Origin of the sequence: Terrabacter sp. RAF57, from assembly GCF_052113925.1 — a bacterium.
Taxonomy (GTDB): domain Bacteria; phylum Actinomycetota; class Actinomycetes; order Actinomycetales; family Dermatophilaceae; genus Terrabacter.
In genome coordinates this window covers 515626-532193 of sequence record NZ_JBFRDT010000002.1, presented here as the reverse complement: position 1 = coordinate 532193, position 16568 = coordinate 515626, and the positions used below count along the sequence as shown (strand labels likewise).

The 16568-nt window shown below is 71.9% G+C and carries 17 protein-coding genes and 2 tRNA genes; 10 read left to right on the top strand and 9 right to left on the bottom strand.

Features of this window, described 5'->3' with window-relative positions:
• Window positions 1–16 precede the first annotated feature (16 nt).
• Window positions 17–496, bottom strand: a complete 480-nt coding sequence (locus AB4Y83_RS04360; protein ID WP_442275242.1) for a MarR family winged helix-turn-helix transcriptional regulator — start codon at window positions 494–496, stop codon at window positions 17–19.
• A 204-nt stretch (window positions 497–700) separates the two neighbouring features.
• Here AB4Y83_RS04360 and AB4Y83_RS04355 point away from each other — a divergent pair, with 204 nt between their 5' ends.
• Entirely contained in the window at window positions 701–892 is a 192-nt protein-coding gene (locus AB4Y83_RS04355) for a BldC family transcriptional regulator (RefSeq protein WP_028785469.1), read from the top strand.
• Here AB4Y83_RS04355 and AB4Y83_RS04350 read toward each other — a convergent pair.
• Window positions 889–2139, bottom strand: coding sequence for an AGE family epimerase/isomerase (locus AB4Y83_RS04350; RefSeq protein WP_442275241.1), 1251 nt, complete (start codon window positions 2137–2139; stop codon window positions 889–891). The genes AB4Y83_RS04355 and AB4Y83_RS04350 overlap by 4 nt on opposite strands.
• 58 nt (window positions 2140–2197) lie before the next feature.
• The gene (locus AB4Y83_RS04345) at window positions 2198–2740 is read right to left on the bottom strand and encodes a MarR family winged helix-turn-helix transcriptional regulator (RefSeq protein WP_442296195.1); all 543 of its coding nucleotides are present in this window, start codon (window positions 2738–2740) and stop codon (window positions 2198–2200) included.
• A 91-nt stretch (window positions 2741–2831) separates the two neighbouring features.
• Between AB4Y83_RS04345 and icmF the strand changes: the two genes are divergently transcribed.
• On the top strand, window positions 2832–6101 hold the full coding sequence (gene icmF / locus AB4Y83_RS04340; RefSeq protein WP_442296113.1) for a fused isobutyryl-CoA mutase/GTPase IcmF: 3270 nt from the start codon (window positions 2832–2834) through the stop codon (window positions 6099–6101).
• 32 nt (window positions 6102–6133) lie between these two features.
• Window positions 6134–6895, top strand: coding sequence for a helical backbone metal receptor (locus AB4Y83_RS04335; RefSeq protein ID WP_442275239.1), 762 nt, complete (start codon window positions 6134–6136; stop codon window positions 6893–6895).
• An 88-nt stretch (window positions 6896–6983) separates the two neighbouring features.
• On the opposite strand, the gene AB4Y83_RS04330 is transcribed toward AB4Y83_RS04335, so the two are convergent.
• The 3 genes from AB4Y83_RS04330 to AB4Y83_RS04320 all read right to left on the bottom strand — a co-directional run bounded on the left by AB4Y83_RS04330 (window position 6984) and on the right by AB4Y83_RS04320 (window position 9421).
• A complete protein-coding gene (locus tag AB4Y83_RS04330) occupies window positions 6984–8231 on the bottom strand; it encodes a cupin domain-containing protein (protein ID WP_442296112.1) in 1248 nt (415 codons plus the stop codon).
• Window positions 8231–8503 (bottom strand): hypothetical protein, encoded by a 273-nt coding sequence (locus AB4Y83_RS04325; RefSeq protein WP_020143298.1) that lies wholly within the window; start codon window positions 8501–8503, stop codon window positions 8231–8233. Before AB4Y83_RS04325 ends, AB4Y83_RS04330 begins: the two co-directional genes overlap by 1 nt.
• A 96-nt stretch (window positions 8504–8599) precedes the next feature.
• On the bottom strand, window positions 8600–9421 hold the full coding sequence (locus tag AB4Y83_RS04320) for a hydrolase (RefSeq protein ID WP_442275237.1): 822 nt from the start codon (window positions 9419–9421) through the stop codon (window positions 8600–8602).
• A 59-nt stretch (window positions 9422–9480) separates the two neighbouring features.
• Here AB4Y83_RS04320 and AB4Y83_RS04315 point away from each other — a divergent pair, with 59 nt between their 5' ends.
• Window positions 9481–10377, top strand: a complete 897-nt coding sequence (locus tag AB4Y83_RS04315) for a hypothetical protein (protein ID WP_442296111.1) — start codon at window positions 9481–9483, stop codon at window positions 10375–10377.
• Between the two features lie 28 nt (window positions 10378–10405).
• On the opposite strand, the gene AB4Y83_RS04310 is transcribed toward AB4Y83_RS04315, so the two are convergent.
• Entirely contained in the window at window positions 10406–11782 is a 1377-nt protein-coding gene (locus AB4Y83_RS04310; RefSeq protein ID WP_442296110.1) for an AI-2E family transporter, read from the bottom strand.
• A gap of 138 nt (window positions 11783–11920) precedes the next feature.
• On the opposite strand from AB4Y83_RS04310, the gene AB4Y83_RS04305 reads away from it, so the two are divergent.
• The 6 genes from AB4Y83_RS04305 to AB4Y83_RS04280 all read left to right on the top strand — a co-directional run bounded on the left by AB4Y83_RS04305 (window position 11921) and on the right by AB4Y83_RS04280 (window position 14590).
• A tRNA-Thr gene (locus AB4Y83_RS04305) sits at window positions 11921–11993 on the top strand.
• Window positions 11994–12052: 59 nt separating this feature from the next.
• Window positions 12053–12129 (top strand) — tRNA-Met (locus AB4Y83_RS04300).
• A gap of 170 nt (window positions 12130–12299) precedes the next feature.
• On the top strand, window positions 12300–12470 hold the full coding sequence (rpmG, locus tag AB4Y83_RS04295; protein WP_020143294.1) for a 50S ribosomal protein L33: 171 nt from the start codon (window positions 12300–12302) through the stop codon (window positions 12468–12470).
• A 112-nt stretch (window positions 12471–12582) separates the two neighbouring features.
• Entirely contained in the window at window positions 12583–13029 is a 447-nt protein-coding gene (locus tag AB4Y83_RS04290; RefSeq protein WP_442275234.1) for an FAS1-like dehydratase domain-containing protein, read from the top strand.
• Window positions 13029–13499 carry a MaoC/PaaZ C-terminal domain-containing protein gene (locus AB4Y83_RS04285; protein WP_056822143.1) on the top strand — a complete coding sequence of 157 codons (471 nt, stop codon included), beginning with the start codon at window positions 13029–13031 and terminating at the stop codon, window positions 13497–13499. The genes AB4Y83_RS04290 and AB4Y83_RS04285 overlap by 1 nt, the downstream gene beginning before the upstream one ends.
• Window positions 13500–13516: 17 nt before the next feature.
• On the top strand, window positions 13517–14590 hold the full coding sequence (locus AB4Y83_RS04280; protein ID WP_442296109.1) for a UDP-N-acetylmuramate dehydrogenase: 1074 nt from the start codon (window positions 13517–13519) through the stop codon (window positions 14588–14590).
• Window positions 14591–14678: 88 nt separating this feature from the next.
• Here AB4Y83_RS04280 and AB4Y83_RS04275 read toward each other — a convergent pair whose 3' ends face one another.
• Both AB4Y83_RS04275 and AB4Y83_RS04270 read right to left on the bottom strand, forming a co-directional pair.
• Window positions 14679–15362, bottom strand: coding sequence for a hypothetical protein (locus tag AB4Y83_RS04275; RefSeq protein ID WP_442296108.1), 684 nt, complete (start codon window positions 15360–15362; stop codon window positions 14679–14681).
• Window positions 15363–15487: 125 nt separating this feature from the next.
• Entirely contained in the window at window positions 15488–16516 is a 1029-nt protein-coding gene (locus tag AB4Y83_RS04270) for an adenosine deaminase (RefSeq protein WP_442296107.1), read from the bottom strand.
• Window positions 16517–16568: the final 52 nt, after the last annotated feature.

Below are 16568 nucleotides of genomic sequence, written 5' to 3'. Positions count from 1 at the left end.
CTGGACGACGCCGCGCTCAGTGGCGCTTGCGGCGCCCGGGGCTCGACGTGTGCGAGGTGTCGATCCGGGTGGTGACCTCGCGCAGCGAGGCGGCGAGGGTCCCCAGCGTGGCGGCCACGTCGTGCAGGTCGTCCCCGTCGAACGCGTCGAAGGCCTGGGGCAGCCAGTCCCTGACCTCGCGGAGCCGGAGCACGCCCGACTCGGGGATCTCCACCGAGCTGCGCCGCCGGTCGGTCGGGTCGGGGACGCGTCGCACCATCTCGCGCTGCTCAAGGCGGTCGAGGAGCGTCGTCGTCGAGCTCGTCGTCAGGCCGAGGGCGGTCGAGAGCTCGGTCTGGCCCATGGCGCCACGGGCCAGGAGGTAGCTGATGGTCCGACTCTCGTTGACCGAGAGGTCGAGGCGCGCGGCCACCGCGATGCGGTAGCGCTCACCGGCGAGGATCAGCTCTCTCAGGGCGACCGTCGCGTCGTCGCGGGCCTGGGCGCGGGGGCTCATGCGCTCAATCTACTGAGGCCGTCTCGTTCGTTGGTCTGGTCGCTTGATTGTCGAATGAACTGTCCGTACCGTGACAGGTGTCGGGAGCCGGCGACCGTCGCCGCAGGGCGTGCCGGGATCCGGGATCCTTCGGACTCGGGGTTGAGCAGCCAGCCCCGAGTCCGTGACCTCCACTGACGCTGCGATCGCGCGAGGCGGACTGAGATGGACGGAAATGACACAGCGGTCGAGAGGCTGTTGACCCCGGCGGAGGTCGCGACGATCTTCCGCGTCGATCCCAAGACCGTCAGCCGGTGGGCACGGACCGGCCGGCTCCACGCGCTGCGGACGCTGGGCGGACATCGCCGCTACCCGGAGAGCGAGATCTGGGCCCTCGTCGACCGGCAGCAGGACTAGGCGGTCCGAGCCGACTGGAGGTGCCCGTCCCGGAGGGCCCCGGCGAACGACGTGATCTCGCCGAGCGCGCCGACGAGGCACGCCTGGTAGGCGTGGTAGACGTCCGGGCGTCCCTGCCAGACGACGCTCGACGGCGCGAGCTCGGGTGAGAGCTCGTGGCGCCACGACCCCTGCTCGGGGTCGACGAACCACGCGTGGGCGTGCTCCCACCACCGGTCGTACCAGGCGGCATACGTCGGGTCGCCGGTCGCGAGGTGGAGTGTGCGGGCGGCGCCGATGGCCTCGGCGACGACCCAGTGCAGCCGGTCCCGCACGACGGGCCGACCCTCGAAGTCGGTCGTGTAGACGAAGCCCTCGTGCCCGTCGACGTCCCAGCCCTCGTGCACCGCGACGTCGAAGAGCGAGCGCGCCTCGTCGAGCAGCCACGCCGGCGCCTCGGCCCCGAGGGCGTGGCGCAGGTGCAGCGACAGCCTCGACCACTCGAGCAGGTGGCCGGGCGTCACGCCGAACGGGCGGAACTTGTCGGTCGGTCGCTCGCGGTTGTAGTCGGGGCGCGGCTCCCAGGACGAGTCGAAGTGCTCGGGGAGGCGGTAGTTCCACGAGCGGGCGAAGCCGTGCACGACGCGCTCGGTGATCCGGAGCGCGTGACCGAGCCAACGCGGGTCGCGCGTGACGTCCCACGCCGCGAGCAGGGCCTCGAGCGAGTGCATGTTGGCGTTGACGCCGCGGTAGTCCTCGAGGTCGGTCCACGTGCGGTCCCAGACGTCGAGGGCGAGACCGTCGGACTCCCGCCAGAAGCGCTGCTCGTAGGTCTGCAGCGCGCGGTCGAGCAGGTCGTCCGCCCCGGGACGCCGGGCGGCTGACGCGGAGGTCGCGGCGAGCACGACGAACGCGTGCTCGTAGGCCCGCTTGTCGGACACGTCGGGCGTGCCGTCGCCGTGGACCGACGCGAACCAGCCACCGTGCTCGGGATCGTGGAGCAGGCCGCCGGGGGCGAAGGTCGCGACGCCGTGGTCGACGACCGCCTCGAACGACGTGTCGCCCTCGAGCACCGCCAGGGCGGCGACGTGGGTCATCCGTGCCGTGATCCACAGCTCGACGCCGTATGCCGGGTCGAGCCTCCCGTCGTCGCCGAGCCATCCGAACCCTCCGCCGGGCCGCTGCGCGGCGCGCGCGAGCTCGCGCAACGACCGCCGCTGCTGCGCGAGCCGGTCGAGGTGGTCCGGGGGCAGCGGGGTGTCGGGCATGCCCCCCAGTCTGCCGAGGTCGCGCCCCGGCCGCTGCCGGTCCGCGTAACGAACTGGGTCAGAAGTCGCCCGCGTCGCGTCGCAGCCGCGTCAGGACGTCGACGAGCGAGCGGACGTCGGTGGCTCCGAGGTCGGGCTGCTCGAAGACCTCGGCGTTGAGGGCCTTGGTGGCCCGCTCCGCGAGCTCGCGGCCGGTCGGGGTGAGGGCGACGAGCATCGCGCGCCGGTCCTCGGGATGCGTCGAGCGCGTCACGAGCCCGGCGTCCTCAAGGCGGTCGACCGCGTTGGTCACGCTCGTGGGGTGCACCTGCAGGCGGCTGCCGATGACCTTCATCGGGAGGGACCCGCGCCGGCTGAACCACAGGAGCATGAGCACCTCGTAGCGCGCGAAGGTCACCCCGAGCGGCCGGAGCGTCGCCTCGACGCGGGCGAGCACGATCTGGTGCGCGCGCATGAGCGAGGTGATGGCGGCCATCCCGTCGGCGGCCGGGCCCCAGCCCTGCTCGACCCACTGCTCCCGCGCCCGGGCGATCGGGTCGAAGCCGAGGCCGGACCCGGCGGCGACGCCGGCGCTCGCGCCGCCGCCCGCTCCGGCGCTCATGCCGCCCTCGGCGTTGGTCTGCGCACTCATGGCGCCATCGTAGGACGCCGACGCGTTGACGTCCATTAGTAGGAAGTCMTACTATTTTTCCATGTCCGACGCAACGAAGCGCGATCACCACCAGCCGTCCCACCACGTCCGCCTCGTCACGGCGAGCAGCCTCTTCGACGGGCACGACGCGTCGATCAACATCATGCGGCGCATCATGCAGACGCAGGGAGCCGAGGTCATCCACCTCGGGCACAACCGCTCGGTCCAGGAGGTCGTCGACGCGGCGATCGAGGAGGACGTCCAGGGCGTCGCCGTCAGCTCCTACCAGGGCGGGCACGTCGAGTACTTCGAGTACCTCGTGAAGTTGCTCGAGGAGAACGGCGCCGGCCACGTCCGCGTGGTCGGCGGGGGCGGCGGCGTCATCGTCCCCGAGGAGATCGCGCGGCTGCGTGAGTCCGGCGTCACGATCTTCAGCCCCGAGGACGGCCAGCGCCTCGGCCTCGCCGGCATGATCAACACCGTCGTCGCCGACTGCGACTTCGACCCGTGGGAGCTCGGTGCGCCCGCACTCGAGGCCGTGCTCGCCGGCGAGCGGGCCGCCGTGGCGCGCGCCATCACCGGCGCGCAGGAGGGTGACATCGACGACGCCGTGCTCTCGGGCATCCGCGAGGCGGCCGGCCGGCGTCGCGTGCCGGTCCTCGGCATCACCGGCACCGGAGGCTCCGGCAAGTCGAGCCTCACCGACGAGCTGATCCGCCGGCTGCGCCTCGACCAGCAGGACAAGCTGCGGGTCGCCGTGCTCGCCGTCGACCCGACCCGCAGCCGTGGCGGCGGAGCGCTCCTCGGTGACCGCATCCGGATGAGCTCGCTCGACGGCGACCGCGTCTTCTTCCGGAGCCTCGCCACGCGCGGCGGCTCGCAGGTGCCGACGCACCTCGATGACGTCCTCGACGTCGTGCGCGCTGCCGGCTTCGACCTCGTCATCCTCGAGACGCCGGGCATCGGCCAGGGCGACGCCGCCGTCATCGACTACGCCGACGTCTCCCTCTACGTCATGACGCCGGAGTTCGGCGCCAGCAGCCAGCTCGAGAAGATCGACATGCTCGACCGCGCCGACGTCGTGGCCATCAACAAGTTCGAGCGCCGCGGCGCCGAGGACGCCCTGCGCGACGTCGGCCGCCAGATGGTGCGCAACCGCGAGGCCTTCGGCAAGAGTCCGGCCGACATGCCCGTCTACGGCACCTCGGCGGCCACCTTCAACGACGACGGCGTCACCGCGCTCTACCAGCAGCTGCGCGAGTTGCTCTCGGAGAAGGGGATGCCCGTCGACGAGGGCGTGCTGCCGCGCGTCGCCACGAGGCAGTCCACCCGCATCGCGACCATCGTGCCCGCGTCCCGGGTGCGCTACCTCGCCGAGATCAGCGACACGGTCCGCGGCTACCACGAGGCCACCGAGCGGTATGCCGCCGCGGCCAGCAGGGTGCAGCGGCTCGAGTTGGTGCGCGGGGAGCTCGCGGCCGCAGCGGCGGCCGACGACGTCGACAGCGCCGAGAGCGCGGTCGACGCCGTCGAGGCCCTCCTCGACCATGCCCGCACCGACGTGCCGACCGACGTGGCGAGCGCGCTCGCCGACTGGCCCTCCGTCGTCGAGTCCTACTCCGGCGACGAGCAGGTCGTGACGATCCGGGGCAAGGAGATCCGCAACACCCTGACCCGGGAGTCGCTGTCGGGCAACAAGATCCCCCGAGTCTCACTGCCTCGCTACCGCGACCACGGCGAGCTCGTCAGTTTCCTGCGCCGCGAGAACCTCCCCGGCTACTACCCCTTCACCGCCGGAGTCTTCCCGTTCAAGCGCGAGGGGGAGGACCCGGCGCGCATGTTCGCGGGGGAGGGTGACCCGTTCCGCACCAACCGCCGCTTCAAGCTCGTCTCCGAGGGGCAGCCGGCCACCCGCCTGTCCACGGCTTTCGACTCCGTGACGCTCTACGGCCGCGACCCCGACCCGCGCCCCGACGTCTACGGCAAGGTCGGCACCTCGGGCGTCTCCGTCGCCACGCTCGACGACATGAAGGCCCTCTACGACGGCTTCGACCTGGTGTCGCCGACGACGAGCGTCTCCATGACGATCAACGGTCCGGCGCCGACGATCCTCGCCTTCTTCCTCAACACCGCCATCGACCAGCAGGTCGACGCCTTCCGGGCGCGGGAGGGCAGGGAGCCCGGCGACGTCGAGCGCGAGGAGCTCACGGCATACGCCCTCGCCAACGTCCGCGGCACGGTGCAGGCCGACATCCTCAAGGAGGACCAGGGCCAGAACACCTGCATCTTCAGCACCGAGTTCAGCCTCAAGATGATGGCCGACATCCAGGAGTGGTTCATCGAGCGGAAGGTCCGCAACTTCTACTCCGTGTCCATCTCCGGCTACCACATCGCCGAGGCCGGGGCGAACCCCATCAGCCAACTCGCCTTCACCCTCGCCAACGGCTTCACCTACGTCGAGAGCTACCTCGCGCGCGGCATGGCGGTCGACGACTTCGCGCCCAACCTCAGCTTCTTCTTCAGCAACGGCATGGACCCGGAGTACTCCGTGCTCGGACGCGTGGCCCGCCGCATCTGGGCCGTGGCGATGAAGGAGAAGTACAACGCGGGTGAGCGGTCCCAGAAGCTGAAGTACCACGTGCAGACGTCGGGTCGCTCGCTCCACGCGCAGGAGATGGACTTCAACGACATCCGTACGACGCTCCAGGCGCTCATCGCGATCTACGACAACGCGAACTCCTTGCACACCAACGCTTTCGACGAGGCCGTGACGACCCCGTCGGAGGAGTCGGTGCGTCGCGCCCTCGCCATCCAGCTCATCATCAACCGCGAGTGGGGGCTCGCGATGAACGAGAACCCGCTCCAGGGCTCGTTCGTCGTCGACGAGCTGACCGACCTCGTCGAGGCGGCCGTCCTCAAGGAGTTCGACCGCATCACCGAGCGCGGCGGCGTGCTCGGGGCCATGGAGACCGGCTATCAGCGTGGCCGCATCCAGGACGAGTCGATGCTCTACGAGCACCGCAAGCACGACGGCAGCCTGCCGATCATCGGCGTCAACACCTTCCGCAACCCGCACGAGGGTGACGTGCCCCGCACGGTCGTGCTCGCCCGTGGCACCGAGGAGGAGAAGCAGAGCCAGCTCTCGCGCGTCCGGGCGTTCCGCGCAGAGCACGAGGTCGAGGCGGCGGCGGCGCTCGAGGAGCTCAAGGCCGTTGCCATCGAGGGCGGCAACGTCTTCGACGTCCTCATGCGGGCGGCGCGGGTGTGCTCGCTCCAGCAGGTGACCGAGGCCTTCTTCGAGGTCGGTGGCCAGTACCGCCGCAACGTCTGACCCACCCCGCAACCGTCGAAAGGCCACGAACCGTGCCGGTGACACTCGCCGACGACCTGGCGTATGCCGTGTCGTTGCCGACACCGCCGCGCCGGGTCGTGTCGTTGGTGCCGTCGATCACCGAGGCGCTGGCGACGACGTGCCCGGAGCGGCTCGTCGGCGCGACCGACTGGTGCACGCATCCGAAAGGTCTTGCGGTGCAACGGGTTCGGGGCACCAAGAACCCCGACCTCAGGGCCATCGCGGCTCTCGAGCCGGATCTCGTCGTGGTCAACAAGGAGGAGAACCGCGAGCTCGACGTCCGGCGGCTGCGGGCTGACGGCATACCCGTCTGGGTCACCGACATCGAGACGGTGCCGGGGGCGCTCGACTCGCTCGAGCGACTTTTCGTCGAGGTGCTCGAGGTCGGCACGCCCGACTGGCTCGTCGCCGCGCGGGGCGAGTGGGGTGGGCCCGTGCCCGATCCCGTCGTCGACGTGGCCGTGGCGATCTGGCGCGATCCGTGGATGGCGGTCGGGCGCGACACCTTCACCGGTGACCTCGTGTCCCGGCTCGGCTGGCGCAACGTCCTCGCCAACGCCCCGGAGCGCTACCCGCACGTCGAGGTGGCCGACCTCGACCGTGAGGGCGTGACCGTCCTGCTGCCCGACGAGCCGTACGTCTTCTCGGCGGCCGACGGTCCGGAGGCCTTCACGCAGGCCCGCACCGCGCTCGTCAGCGGACGCCTGCTCACCTGGTACGGCCCGAGCCTCGTCGGCGCCCAGGCGATCTTGAGTGCGGCCGGCACCGCCTGAGCCCCGGCACCCACTGACCTCTCGACCATCGCCACCCGACACGACGTGGCCCCTCGACGGATCAACCGTCGAGAGGCCACGTCGTGCCTCAGTCGTCGGCGACGACGAGGAGGCCGGAGAGCATCAGCCGACGAGCCAGCTCGAGCCCGACCATGTCGGCACGCAGCACTCCGCCCGCCACGAGCGCCACGAAGGTGCCGACGTCGTGCGACTCGACCGGGAAGTCGGCGAGGCGGCTGCGCAGCCGAGCCGGGCCGTCGCCCGAGGGCACGAGCCGCGCGGCCACGTGCGGCCGGAGCCGGAGCGTCGTCTCGGGTCGGAGGGCCTCCGCGGCCGCCACCTGGGCGAGCGGGCTGATCGGCGCAGGGCGCTGCGAGCCGCGGGCTCTTGCCTCGAGGGCGTCGACGACCGTGGCCACGTCGATCTCGCCCAGGGCGCGTACAAGCGCTTCCCGCACGAGCTCGACGTCGGGGGCGATGGCCTCGTGGTCGAAGCCCGTCGGCGCGACGTCGAGCGAGGCGCGCACGCCCTCGTCGCGGCTGGCCTCGGCCAGCGCGATCGACACGAGCTCGTCGGCCACGTGACGTCGCGTCCAGACGTGGACGCCGAGAGTGAGGTGCGTGCTGACCCCGCCGAGCGCGGTGGCCGAGTGCACCCAGCCGCGCGGCAGGTAGAGGACGTCACCGGCACGGAGCGTGAACTCGTGGTCAGGTGCTCGACGTCCTGCCTCCTCGACCTCGGCCCGGTGGTCGGTCCACGGCTCGTCGCGCAGCGGTGACTCGTGCACCGGGGGCCGGACGCGCCAGGTCTTCTCCCCGGCCATCTGGAGCACGAAGACGTCGTGCACGTCGTAGTGGTCGCTGAAGCCGGTGTTCTGGCTGGGCGTGACGTAGGCGTTGGCCTGGACCGGGTGCCCCAGCTCCTCCGCGAGCTGCTGGGTGAAGTCGATGAGAGGTCCCCACGTGCGGTGCAGCCCCTGCAGGACGATGGTGGCACCGTCGGCGAAGAGCCCGAGCAGCTTGTCATCGCTCACCTGGTCGGCGACGGATGCACCGACGCCTCCGCTCTGGGTGAACTCCCGGTCACCGAGCGTGCGGCCGTTCTGGGCGACCCGCAGGAAGGGGGCGCGCAGCCCGCGTCGGGAGACGAGCTCGTCGACGGAGCCCTCGCCGAAGAGGTCGAGCAGTCCGCCCGGCAGGTCGGCTGCCCTGGTGACGACCGGCGTGTGCGACCAGTGGTCCCTGGCGAACTCGTCGGCGGCGAAGGGGACGAGACGCCCGAGCGCCGAGCGCCCACGTTCGTGCGTGGGCACCCGGCTCGTCGTGCCAGCGGTCATCAGATCGAGCTGGTCGGGTCCGCTCCGGCCCCGCCGTCGGCGCCGCCGTCGTGGCTGCTCGTGTCGGCTCCGCCGTCAGCGGGGCCCTCGGTGTCGGCGCCACCGTCGGCGCCGCCGTCGTGGCTGCTCGTGTCGGCTCCGCCGTCAGCGGGGCCCTCGGTGTCGGCGCCACCGTCGGCGCCACCGTCGTGGCTGCTCGTGTCGGCTCCGCCGTCAGCGGGGCCCTCGGTCGTCGGGTCGTCGCTCACGGGGTCCAGCGGGTTGTCGCTCATGGCTTCTCCTCCACGGGTGTGGCGCGGCGCCGGACGACGCCGTCGAGGTGCACCTACCCACTGGACGCGTCTCGGGCACGACCTGGCGCCGCGTCCTCACGTCAGGTGGTCGAAGTCTCCCCGCGTCCACGCCGCGTGGCGGTCGGCGGACCGTCGCAGCATGGCCTTGGCCCCTGACGGCACTGCGGTGCCGAAGTTGTTGTAGAGGCGGTCGAAGTGCAGGGCCTCCAGCTGACCGGCAACGCGCTGGACGACGTTGCCCGACAAGGGGATCCGGTTCGGATAGCTGCGCATGAAGCTCATCGACCGACGGTCTGGGTTGGGGAAGACGGCATCGCCCGCCAGCAGCACCCCGCGTCCTTCGGCGCCTGCCGTCCACTCGACAACGGCCTGACCGCGGAAGTGCCCGCCGACGCGGTGCAGCGTCAGACCCGGTGCGACCTGCCGCTGCTCGTCATAGAGCTCGACGAGCGGGTCTCGCCGGCGCACCCACTCGGCGTCGGGCGCGGCCACGAGCACCGGGACGTCGCCGAGCGCCCGGGCCCACTCCGTCTGCACGCCGTACATGTGCGGATGGCTCGAGGCCACCGCGAGCGTGGGCCCGAGCGATCGCACGAGCTCGACGGCGGCGTCGTCGATGTAGCCGACGCAGTCGAAGAGCAACACCCCCTCGGGGACGCGCACGACCATCGTCTGCTGCCCGATGCCGACCTCGGGCTCGGCGCGCAGCCCCCAGAGGTCGTCCTCGACCGCCTCGACGCGGATGCGCGTCCCGGACTCCCGCAGCCGGTCCACCGTCGTCCAGCGCTGCCCCTGCTCGGGCACCCACTGCCGCTCGTCCTCGCAGACGGCGCACGCGTCCGGAGGCTCGGGCAGGTCATCGGTCTCGACGGCGCACGTCGCACAGATCCAGATCACGGCCCCAGCCTGCCCGTCCCGCGCGGGCCGCACCAGCGGGTTTGCGGGAGGATGCAGAGGTGATCCTGCACCTGCGCGCCGCCGTCGAGCAGCTGTATGCCGCCCCGCCCGCTCGCTTCACCCCGCTCCGTTCCGAACTGGTGGCCCAGGCGAGGTCCGCGGGCGAGAAGGACCTCGCCGCCTCGGTGGGTGCCCTGCGCAAGCCGACCCTCGCCGCCTGGGCGGTGAACCACTTCGTGCGCGAGCACGCGGACGAGCTCGAGGAGCTCCGGTCGTTCGCCGAGCTGCTCCGTGAGGCCCAGCGCACCCTCGACGCCGACCAGCTGCGGTTGCTCGGCCGGGAGCGCGCCATCCGCGTCGACGCCCTGGCCGACCGCATCGCAGAGGTCGCGGCCGAGGACGGCCAGAAGCTCGGCGCCGGTGCGGCCCAGGAGGTGCGCGAGACGCTGACCGCGCTCATCGCCGACGAGGACGCCGAGGCCTCGGTCCTCACGGGCGCGCTCGTCAAGGCGCTCAGCTACTCGGGTTTCGGCTCGGTCGACGTGGCCGACGTCGTCGCCATCACGGACCCCGAGGAGCTCGGGTCGTCCGCGCCCGACCGCGCCCGACGGTCGCTCTCGGTTCTGCCCGGCGGGGGAGGAGGGGACGCCGTCGACCTCGAGGAACGACGACGCAGCCGGCGCGCCGCCGAGCGGGCCCGACTCCAGTCGACACTCGAGACCGCACGGGCCGACCTGCGGTCCGCCGACCGACAGGTGGCGGTCCTCACGGCTCGCCAGGAGGAGGTCACGGAGGGCATCGCCGACCTCGAGCGGCGGCTCGCGACGGCGAGGTCCCGGCTCGAGAAGGTCACGGGTGAGCTCGACGAGGCGGGCGGCATACGCAGTCGCCGTGAGGCGGAGGAGGCGACGGCCCAGCAGGCGCTGGACGCCCACGACGCGCACGACGGGGAGTGACAGCGGCCGTCAGGGCCTCGGGTGCGGGCTACGTCTCCGGGCCCGACGTGTCGTGCCGGGAGAACCAGTGGCGCAGCGTCGCGCGCAGACCCGTGGGCTCCGGCACCGCCGCGGGCGTCGGCGGCTCGGGTGCCTTCGCCCGGGCCCCGGGCAGCACCGGGAGGCGGGCCGTGAAGGACGCGTGCTGGTGATCGGCCTTCTGGCGCTCACCGGGCTGCGGCGCGGCGAGCTGGGGGAGCAGCTCGTACTTGCGCGAGTAGATGTCGAAGAGGGCGAGCATCAGCGCGGCCACGGGCACCGCCACGAAGGCCCCCGAGACGCCGAAGAGCGCCGCGCCGAACATCACGGCTGCGAAGGACACCGCGGGATGCACGTCGACGGCGTCGGCCGAGATGCGCGGCTCGATCGTCACGTTCTCGATCTGCTGGTAGACGAGGGCGAAGCCGAGCAGCGCCAGCCCCTGCCACGGCTCCGGTCCGACGAGGCCGACGAAGACCGGCAGCGCGATCGCGATGTAGGTCCCGATGGTCGGCACGAACTGGGCCACGAGCCCGGTCCAGATGCCGAGGGCCAGCCAGTAGTCCATGCCGATGATGAGCATGAACAGGCTTGACAGTCCGCCGCAGATCCCGGCGAGCACGAGCCGGGCCGACACGTAGCCGCCGGTCTTGATCACCGCGAGGTCCCACGCCACCCCGATGACCGCCTGCTGGCGCGGCGGGGCGAGCTGGGCGACCCAGCGACGCAGGCGCAGGCTGTCGGCGGAGAAGTAGAAGGTGAAGAAGAAGAAGGTGATCGACGAGAAGAAGGCGCCGAGCACGGTGGCGACGGCACCGATGAGGCCGCCGGCCACGCTGCCGGCCAGGGTGCTCAGGCCGCCGACGTCGCTCGTGAACTGGGCCAGCAGCTTGTCGGGGCTGAGCTCGACGCCGAAGGTCTCGTTGGCCCACGTCGTCGCACTCTGGACGAGCGAGGGGATCGAGGCGACGAAGGTGGCCAGCTGGTCGGCCAGCAGGTTGCCGAAGGCGAGCATGAAGACGATGCAGAAGACGAGCACGCCGAGCATGACGATCATGGTCGCCATGCCGCGCCGCATCCGGCGCGAGAGCCGTGCGACGGCCGGCTCCATCGCGATCGAGGCGAGCATGGCCATGATGAGGGTGAAGATGACCGAGCCGCCGTCGTCGATGACGAACTTGCCGAGGGCGGCGATCGCGACGATGGCGACCGCGAGCCAGCCCGCGCGCCACACGCTGCGCCGGTCGAAGCGCACCTGGACGTCGACCAGGCGGGTGTCCACGTCACCGACGTCGGTGCCGGGCGGTGGGCCCCCGGACCCGACCGGTGGGTCCGGCGGTTCGGTGGCCGGACCCGGGTCGTGCTGGCCGTCGATGAGACCGCTCATGCCCTGATCCTCCCAGTTGGGACGCCGGCCGTCGGTCATCTGCTCGATTTCGTATCCGCGCCGCCGACCGTGTAGTCTCACCGTCGCACAACAGGTCGTCCTGAAGACGTTCTCGCAACGTTTCTCGGTGTCGGCCGCGCCCCAATAGCTCAGTCGGCAGAGCGTTTCCATGGTAAGGAAAAGGTCTAGGGTTCGATTCCCTATTGGGGCTCTGGTCGGTCGGTTCCCGGCCTCGTCGCTTCTGCGGCGGGCCGGGGGACGACAGCCCATGGCGGGGTAGCTCAGCTGGTTAGAGCGCACGACTCATAATCGTGAGGTCGCGGGATCGAGCCCCGCTCCCGCTACCACTTCCGCGCGCACCCGGTTCGATTTCTCGAATCATCGGGGTGTCGCGTAGCCTTGGACGTCGCGCCTGCGTGTCACCCCGGGATGCCGCCCGGAACGCGTGACGCGCCGCGCGACACCCGTCGCAAGACGACCGAACACCCAAAGTACGTTCCCGAAAGAGCAGGTTGCCGTGGCCAGCAAGAGCAGCGACGTCCGTCCGAAGATCACGATGGCGTGTGTGGACTGCAAGGACCGCAACTACATCACCAAGAAGAACCGTCGGAACAACCCCGACCGTCTCGCCATGAACAAGTTCTGCCCGAAGTGCGGCAAGCACACGGAGCACCGCGAGACCCGCTGAACCATCGCGTTCCTCGACGCTCCCTCGGCCATCGGCCGGGGGAGCGTCGTCGTTCCCGGACGCCCACCGGGCGGCGCGGGCGCCGGTCGGCAGCGGTCGATAGGCTGCCCGTATGCCGGTGAACTCAGACTTCCAGGGCCGGGTCTACCCGCCCACCGAGACCTATCGGGTCAGTGCCGCCAAGATCCGTGAGTTCGCCGAGGCCGTCGGCTCGGCCGACCCGGTGCACGTCGACGCCGAGGTCGCCCGGGCCCGCGGCTACGCCGACGTCATCGCGCCTCCGACGTTCGCGGTCCTCATCGCCCAGCAGTGCGACGGCCAGCTGATCCGCGACCCCGAGGCCGGCATCGACTTCTCCCGCGTCGTGCACGGCGAGCAGCGCTTCGTCCACCACCGCCCCCTGACCGCCGGCGACGCCGTCGTCGGCACGCTCCACGTCGACACCGTCCGCGAGGCCGGCGGCCACGCCATGGTCACGACCCGCACCGAGCTCGCCACCGAGGCGGGTGAGGCCGTCTGCACGGCCACGTCGACCATCGTCATCCGAGGGGGCGAGTGATGAGCACCACTCCGAGCACTCCGAGCACTCCGAGCACGACGCCGGCGGCCGTGCGGTCCTTCTCCGAGGTCTCCGTCGGTGACGCGCTGCCCGCGACGACCGTCCACGTCGACCGGGCGCGCCTGGTCCAGTACGCCGGCGCCTCCCTCGACCGCAACCGCATCCACTGGGACGAGCCCTTCGCCAAGGCGGTCGGGCTGCCCGACGTCATCGCTCACGGCATGTTCACGATGGGCTCGGCGGTCACGCTCGTCACCGCCTGGGTGGGCGACGCCGGCCGCGTCGTCGAGTACGGCGTGCGCTTCACCCGCCCCGTCGTCGTGCCCTACGACGCCGGCGCCGACATCGAGGTCTCGGGCGTCGTCAAGTCCGTCGACCCCGAGACGAAGCGGGTCACCGTCGAGCTGACCGCCACCGCGGCCGGCGAGAAGGTCCTCGGCCGGGCGCTCGCCGTCGCGGTCCTCGACTGAGCCGGCCGGTCCACCGCGTGCAGGAGCAACACGACGTCCTCCTCTCGACCCTCACGACGATGCGGGTCGGTGGCCCGGCCGCGCGCGTCGTCACGGCCACGACCACCGACGAGCTCGTCGACGCGGTCCGTGAGGTCGACGACGCCGACGAGCCGCTGCTCGTCGTCTCGGGCGGCTCCAACCTCCTCGTCTCGGACGACGGCTTCGAGGGCACGGTCGTGCGCGTCGCCACGTCGGGCATCACGCCCGAGTCCGCCGACTACTGCGGCGGAGCCGTCGTCCGGGTGGCCGCCGGCGAGGTGTGGGACGACGTCGTGGCCCACGCCGTCGTGCAGGGATGGGCGGGCGTCGAGGGGCTGAGCGGCATACCCGGCCTCACCGGGGCCACGCCCATCCAGAACGTCGGCGCCTACGGCCAGGACGTCTCGCAGACGGTCGCGCAGGTGCGCACGTGGGACCGGCAGGAGCAGACCGTGCGCACCTTCATGAACGCCGACTGCGCCTTCACCTACCGCCACTCGCGCTTCAAGGGGCACTCGCGCTACGTCGTGCTCGACGTGGTGTTCCAGTTCGAGGTCGCCGACCTCAGCCGCCCGGTGGCGTATGCCGCCCTGGCGAAGGGTCTCGGGGTCGAGCTCGGCACGCGCGTGCCCCTCCAGGACGCCCGTGAGGCCGTCCTCGCGCAGCGCCGGTCCCGCGGCATGGTGCTCGACGACGCCGACCCCGACACGTGGTCGTGCGGGTCGTTCTTCACCAACCCGATCCTCAGCCGCCACGAGTTCGACGACCTCGTCGAGCGCGTGGGGGAGCGGCTCGGGTGGGAGGGGCCGACGCCTCCGCGCTTCCCCGAGCCCGACGGCCGGGTCAAGACGAGCGCCGCGTGGCTCATTGACCACGCCGGCTTCGCCAAGGGCTTCGGCCTGCCGGCGCCTGCGGCGCTGTCCACGAAGCACACCTTGGCCGTGACCAACCGGGGCGGTGCCACCACCGCGGACGTCCTCGCCCTCGCCCGGCAGGTACGCGACGGGGTGCGCGACACCTTCGGCGTGACGCTTGTCAACGAGCCGGTCATCGTCGGCGACCAGCTCTGAGAGCAGTTCCGGCGAGCGCTCGATCACCCGGCAAAGGCTCCGGTTCCCTTGGGAACCGGAGCCTTTCGCGTCAGACCGCGGGCCGCGACTACTTCGTCAGGACGACGGAGAAGGTCCTGGCCGGGATGGTCTTGTCCGTCGTGCTGACGGCGTAGGCCGGCCGGTTGAAGGCCAGGCGCAGGGCCGTCGTCGTGCCCTTGTCGACCTTGAAGAAGACCCACCCGCGGTCGCGCTCGTCGCGCTTCGTCGTGAGCAGCGGGTCGGCCTTGTACGCCTTGCCGAACTCGGCCGTGGGCGCGACGTTCTGCTTGGGCTTCGTCGCGATGAGCGTCAGCATCTTCGGGTCGAGCGACGCCGAGTATCGAGAGCCGGCGGCGAACTCGACCTTGACCCCGACGATCTCGAAGGCCTCGGCCCCGACGGGCTGGTTCTTCGGGAACGGCAGGCCGCGCGAGACGCGCATGGCCGTGATCGTGTGGCCCAGCTGAGGGTCCTTGATGACGGCCTTGACGGTGCGCGTCGAGTACTTCGCCGGGGCGGCGGTCGTCGGCGCGGCCGTGGTGGGCGCTGCGGTCGTCGTGGACGTCGTCGAGGTGCTCGTCGCGGCCGGGGTCGTGCCGGCCGGCGCCGTCGGGTCGGCGGTCACGGGCGACTCCCCGCTGCACGCCGCGAGCGCGACGACGGGGGCGACGAGACCGACCACGGCGAGTCGTCGCAGACGGGCGCCGGAGGCGGTCGATGGGCGGGTGGTGGCGGGGGCAGAAGTCTTCATCTCCCGACCAGCATGACCGGGCGCACCGATCCTGAGCAAACCCGGTGGGGATGGGCGAGCAGGCCGGCTCCGTGGTGAGCGGCCCGTTATGACCGGTTACGACCCGGTCCTGCGTGTGGTCGGTGTCACGCCGGCCCGGCGAGCCAGGCGTCAACGTCGGCGAGCGCGGCCTTGCGCAGGCGGTCGGGCATCCGGCTGCCCTCGAGGGAGCCGCGGGCGAGCGCGGCGAGGCCGTCGTCGTCGAAGCCGAGTTCTCGGGCCGCGGCGTACTGCGCGGCCAGGCGGGACCCGAAGAGGAGCGGGTCGTCCGCGCCGAGCGCCACGGGGATGCCGGCCTCGACGATCCGGCGCAACGGGACGTCGCTCGCGTCGGCGTAGACCCCGAGGGCGACGTTGCTGCCCGGGCACACCTCGAGGGTCACGCCGGCCTCGGCGACGGCGTCGAGCACCTGTGGGTCCTCGACGCTGCGCACGCCGTGCCCGATGCGGTCCGGGGCGAGGTGCTCGAGCGTCTCCATGACGGACTGGGCGCCGAGGAGCTCGCCGCCGTGCGGCACGAGGGCCAGACCGGCCCGGCGGGCGATGGCGAAGGCCGGCGCGAAGTCGGCGACGGCTCCGCGCCGCTCGTCGTTGGACAGGCCGAAGCCGACGACGTCGCCGGCCTCCTCGCCCGCGTGGTGGGCGGCGAGGCGAGCGAGCGTGCGGGCCTCGAGGGGGTGGCGCATGCGGCTCGCCGCGACGACGACTCCGACCCCGATGTCCCCCGCGGCCGACACGGCGCGTGCCTCGTCGAGCACGATCTCGAGCGCCGGCGTGATCCCGCCGACGAAGGGGGCGTACGACGTCGGGTCGACCTGGATCTCGAGCCAGCGTGACCCCTCGGCCGCGTCGTCGGCCGCGGCCTCGCGCACGATCCGGCGCATGTCGTCCTCCCCGCGCACACAGGACCGGGCGGCGTCGTAGAGGCGCTGGAAGCGGAACCAGCCGCGCTCGTCGGTGGCTCGGGCGAGTCGAGGCGGCCAGCCCGTCACGAGGGCGTCGGGCAGGCGGATGCCGTGCCGGGCGGCGAGGTCTCGCACCGTGTCGATGCGCATCGAGCCCGTGAAGTGCAGGTGCAGGTGCGCCTTGGGCAGGTCCTGCACCGCACGCGTCATGCGGGTCAGTGTGTCATCCGGTCCCGGGCGGCGCAGAGCGGCCACGGCGCGG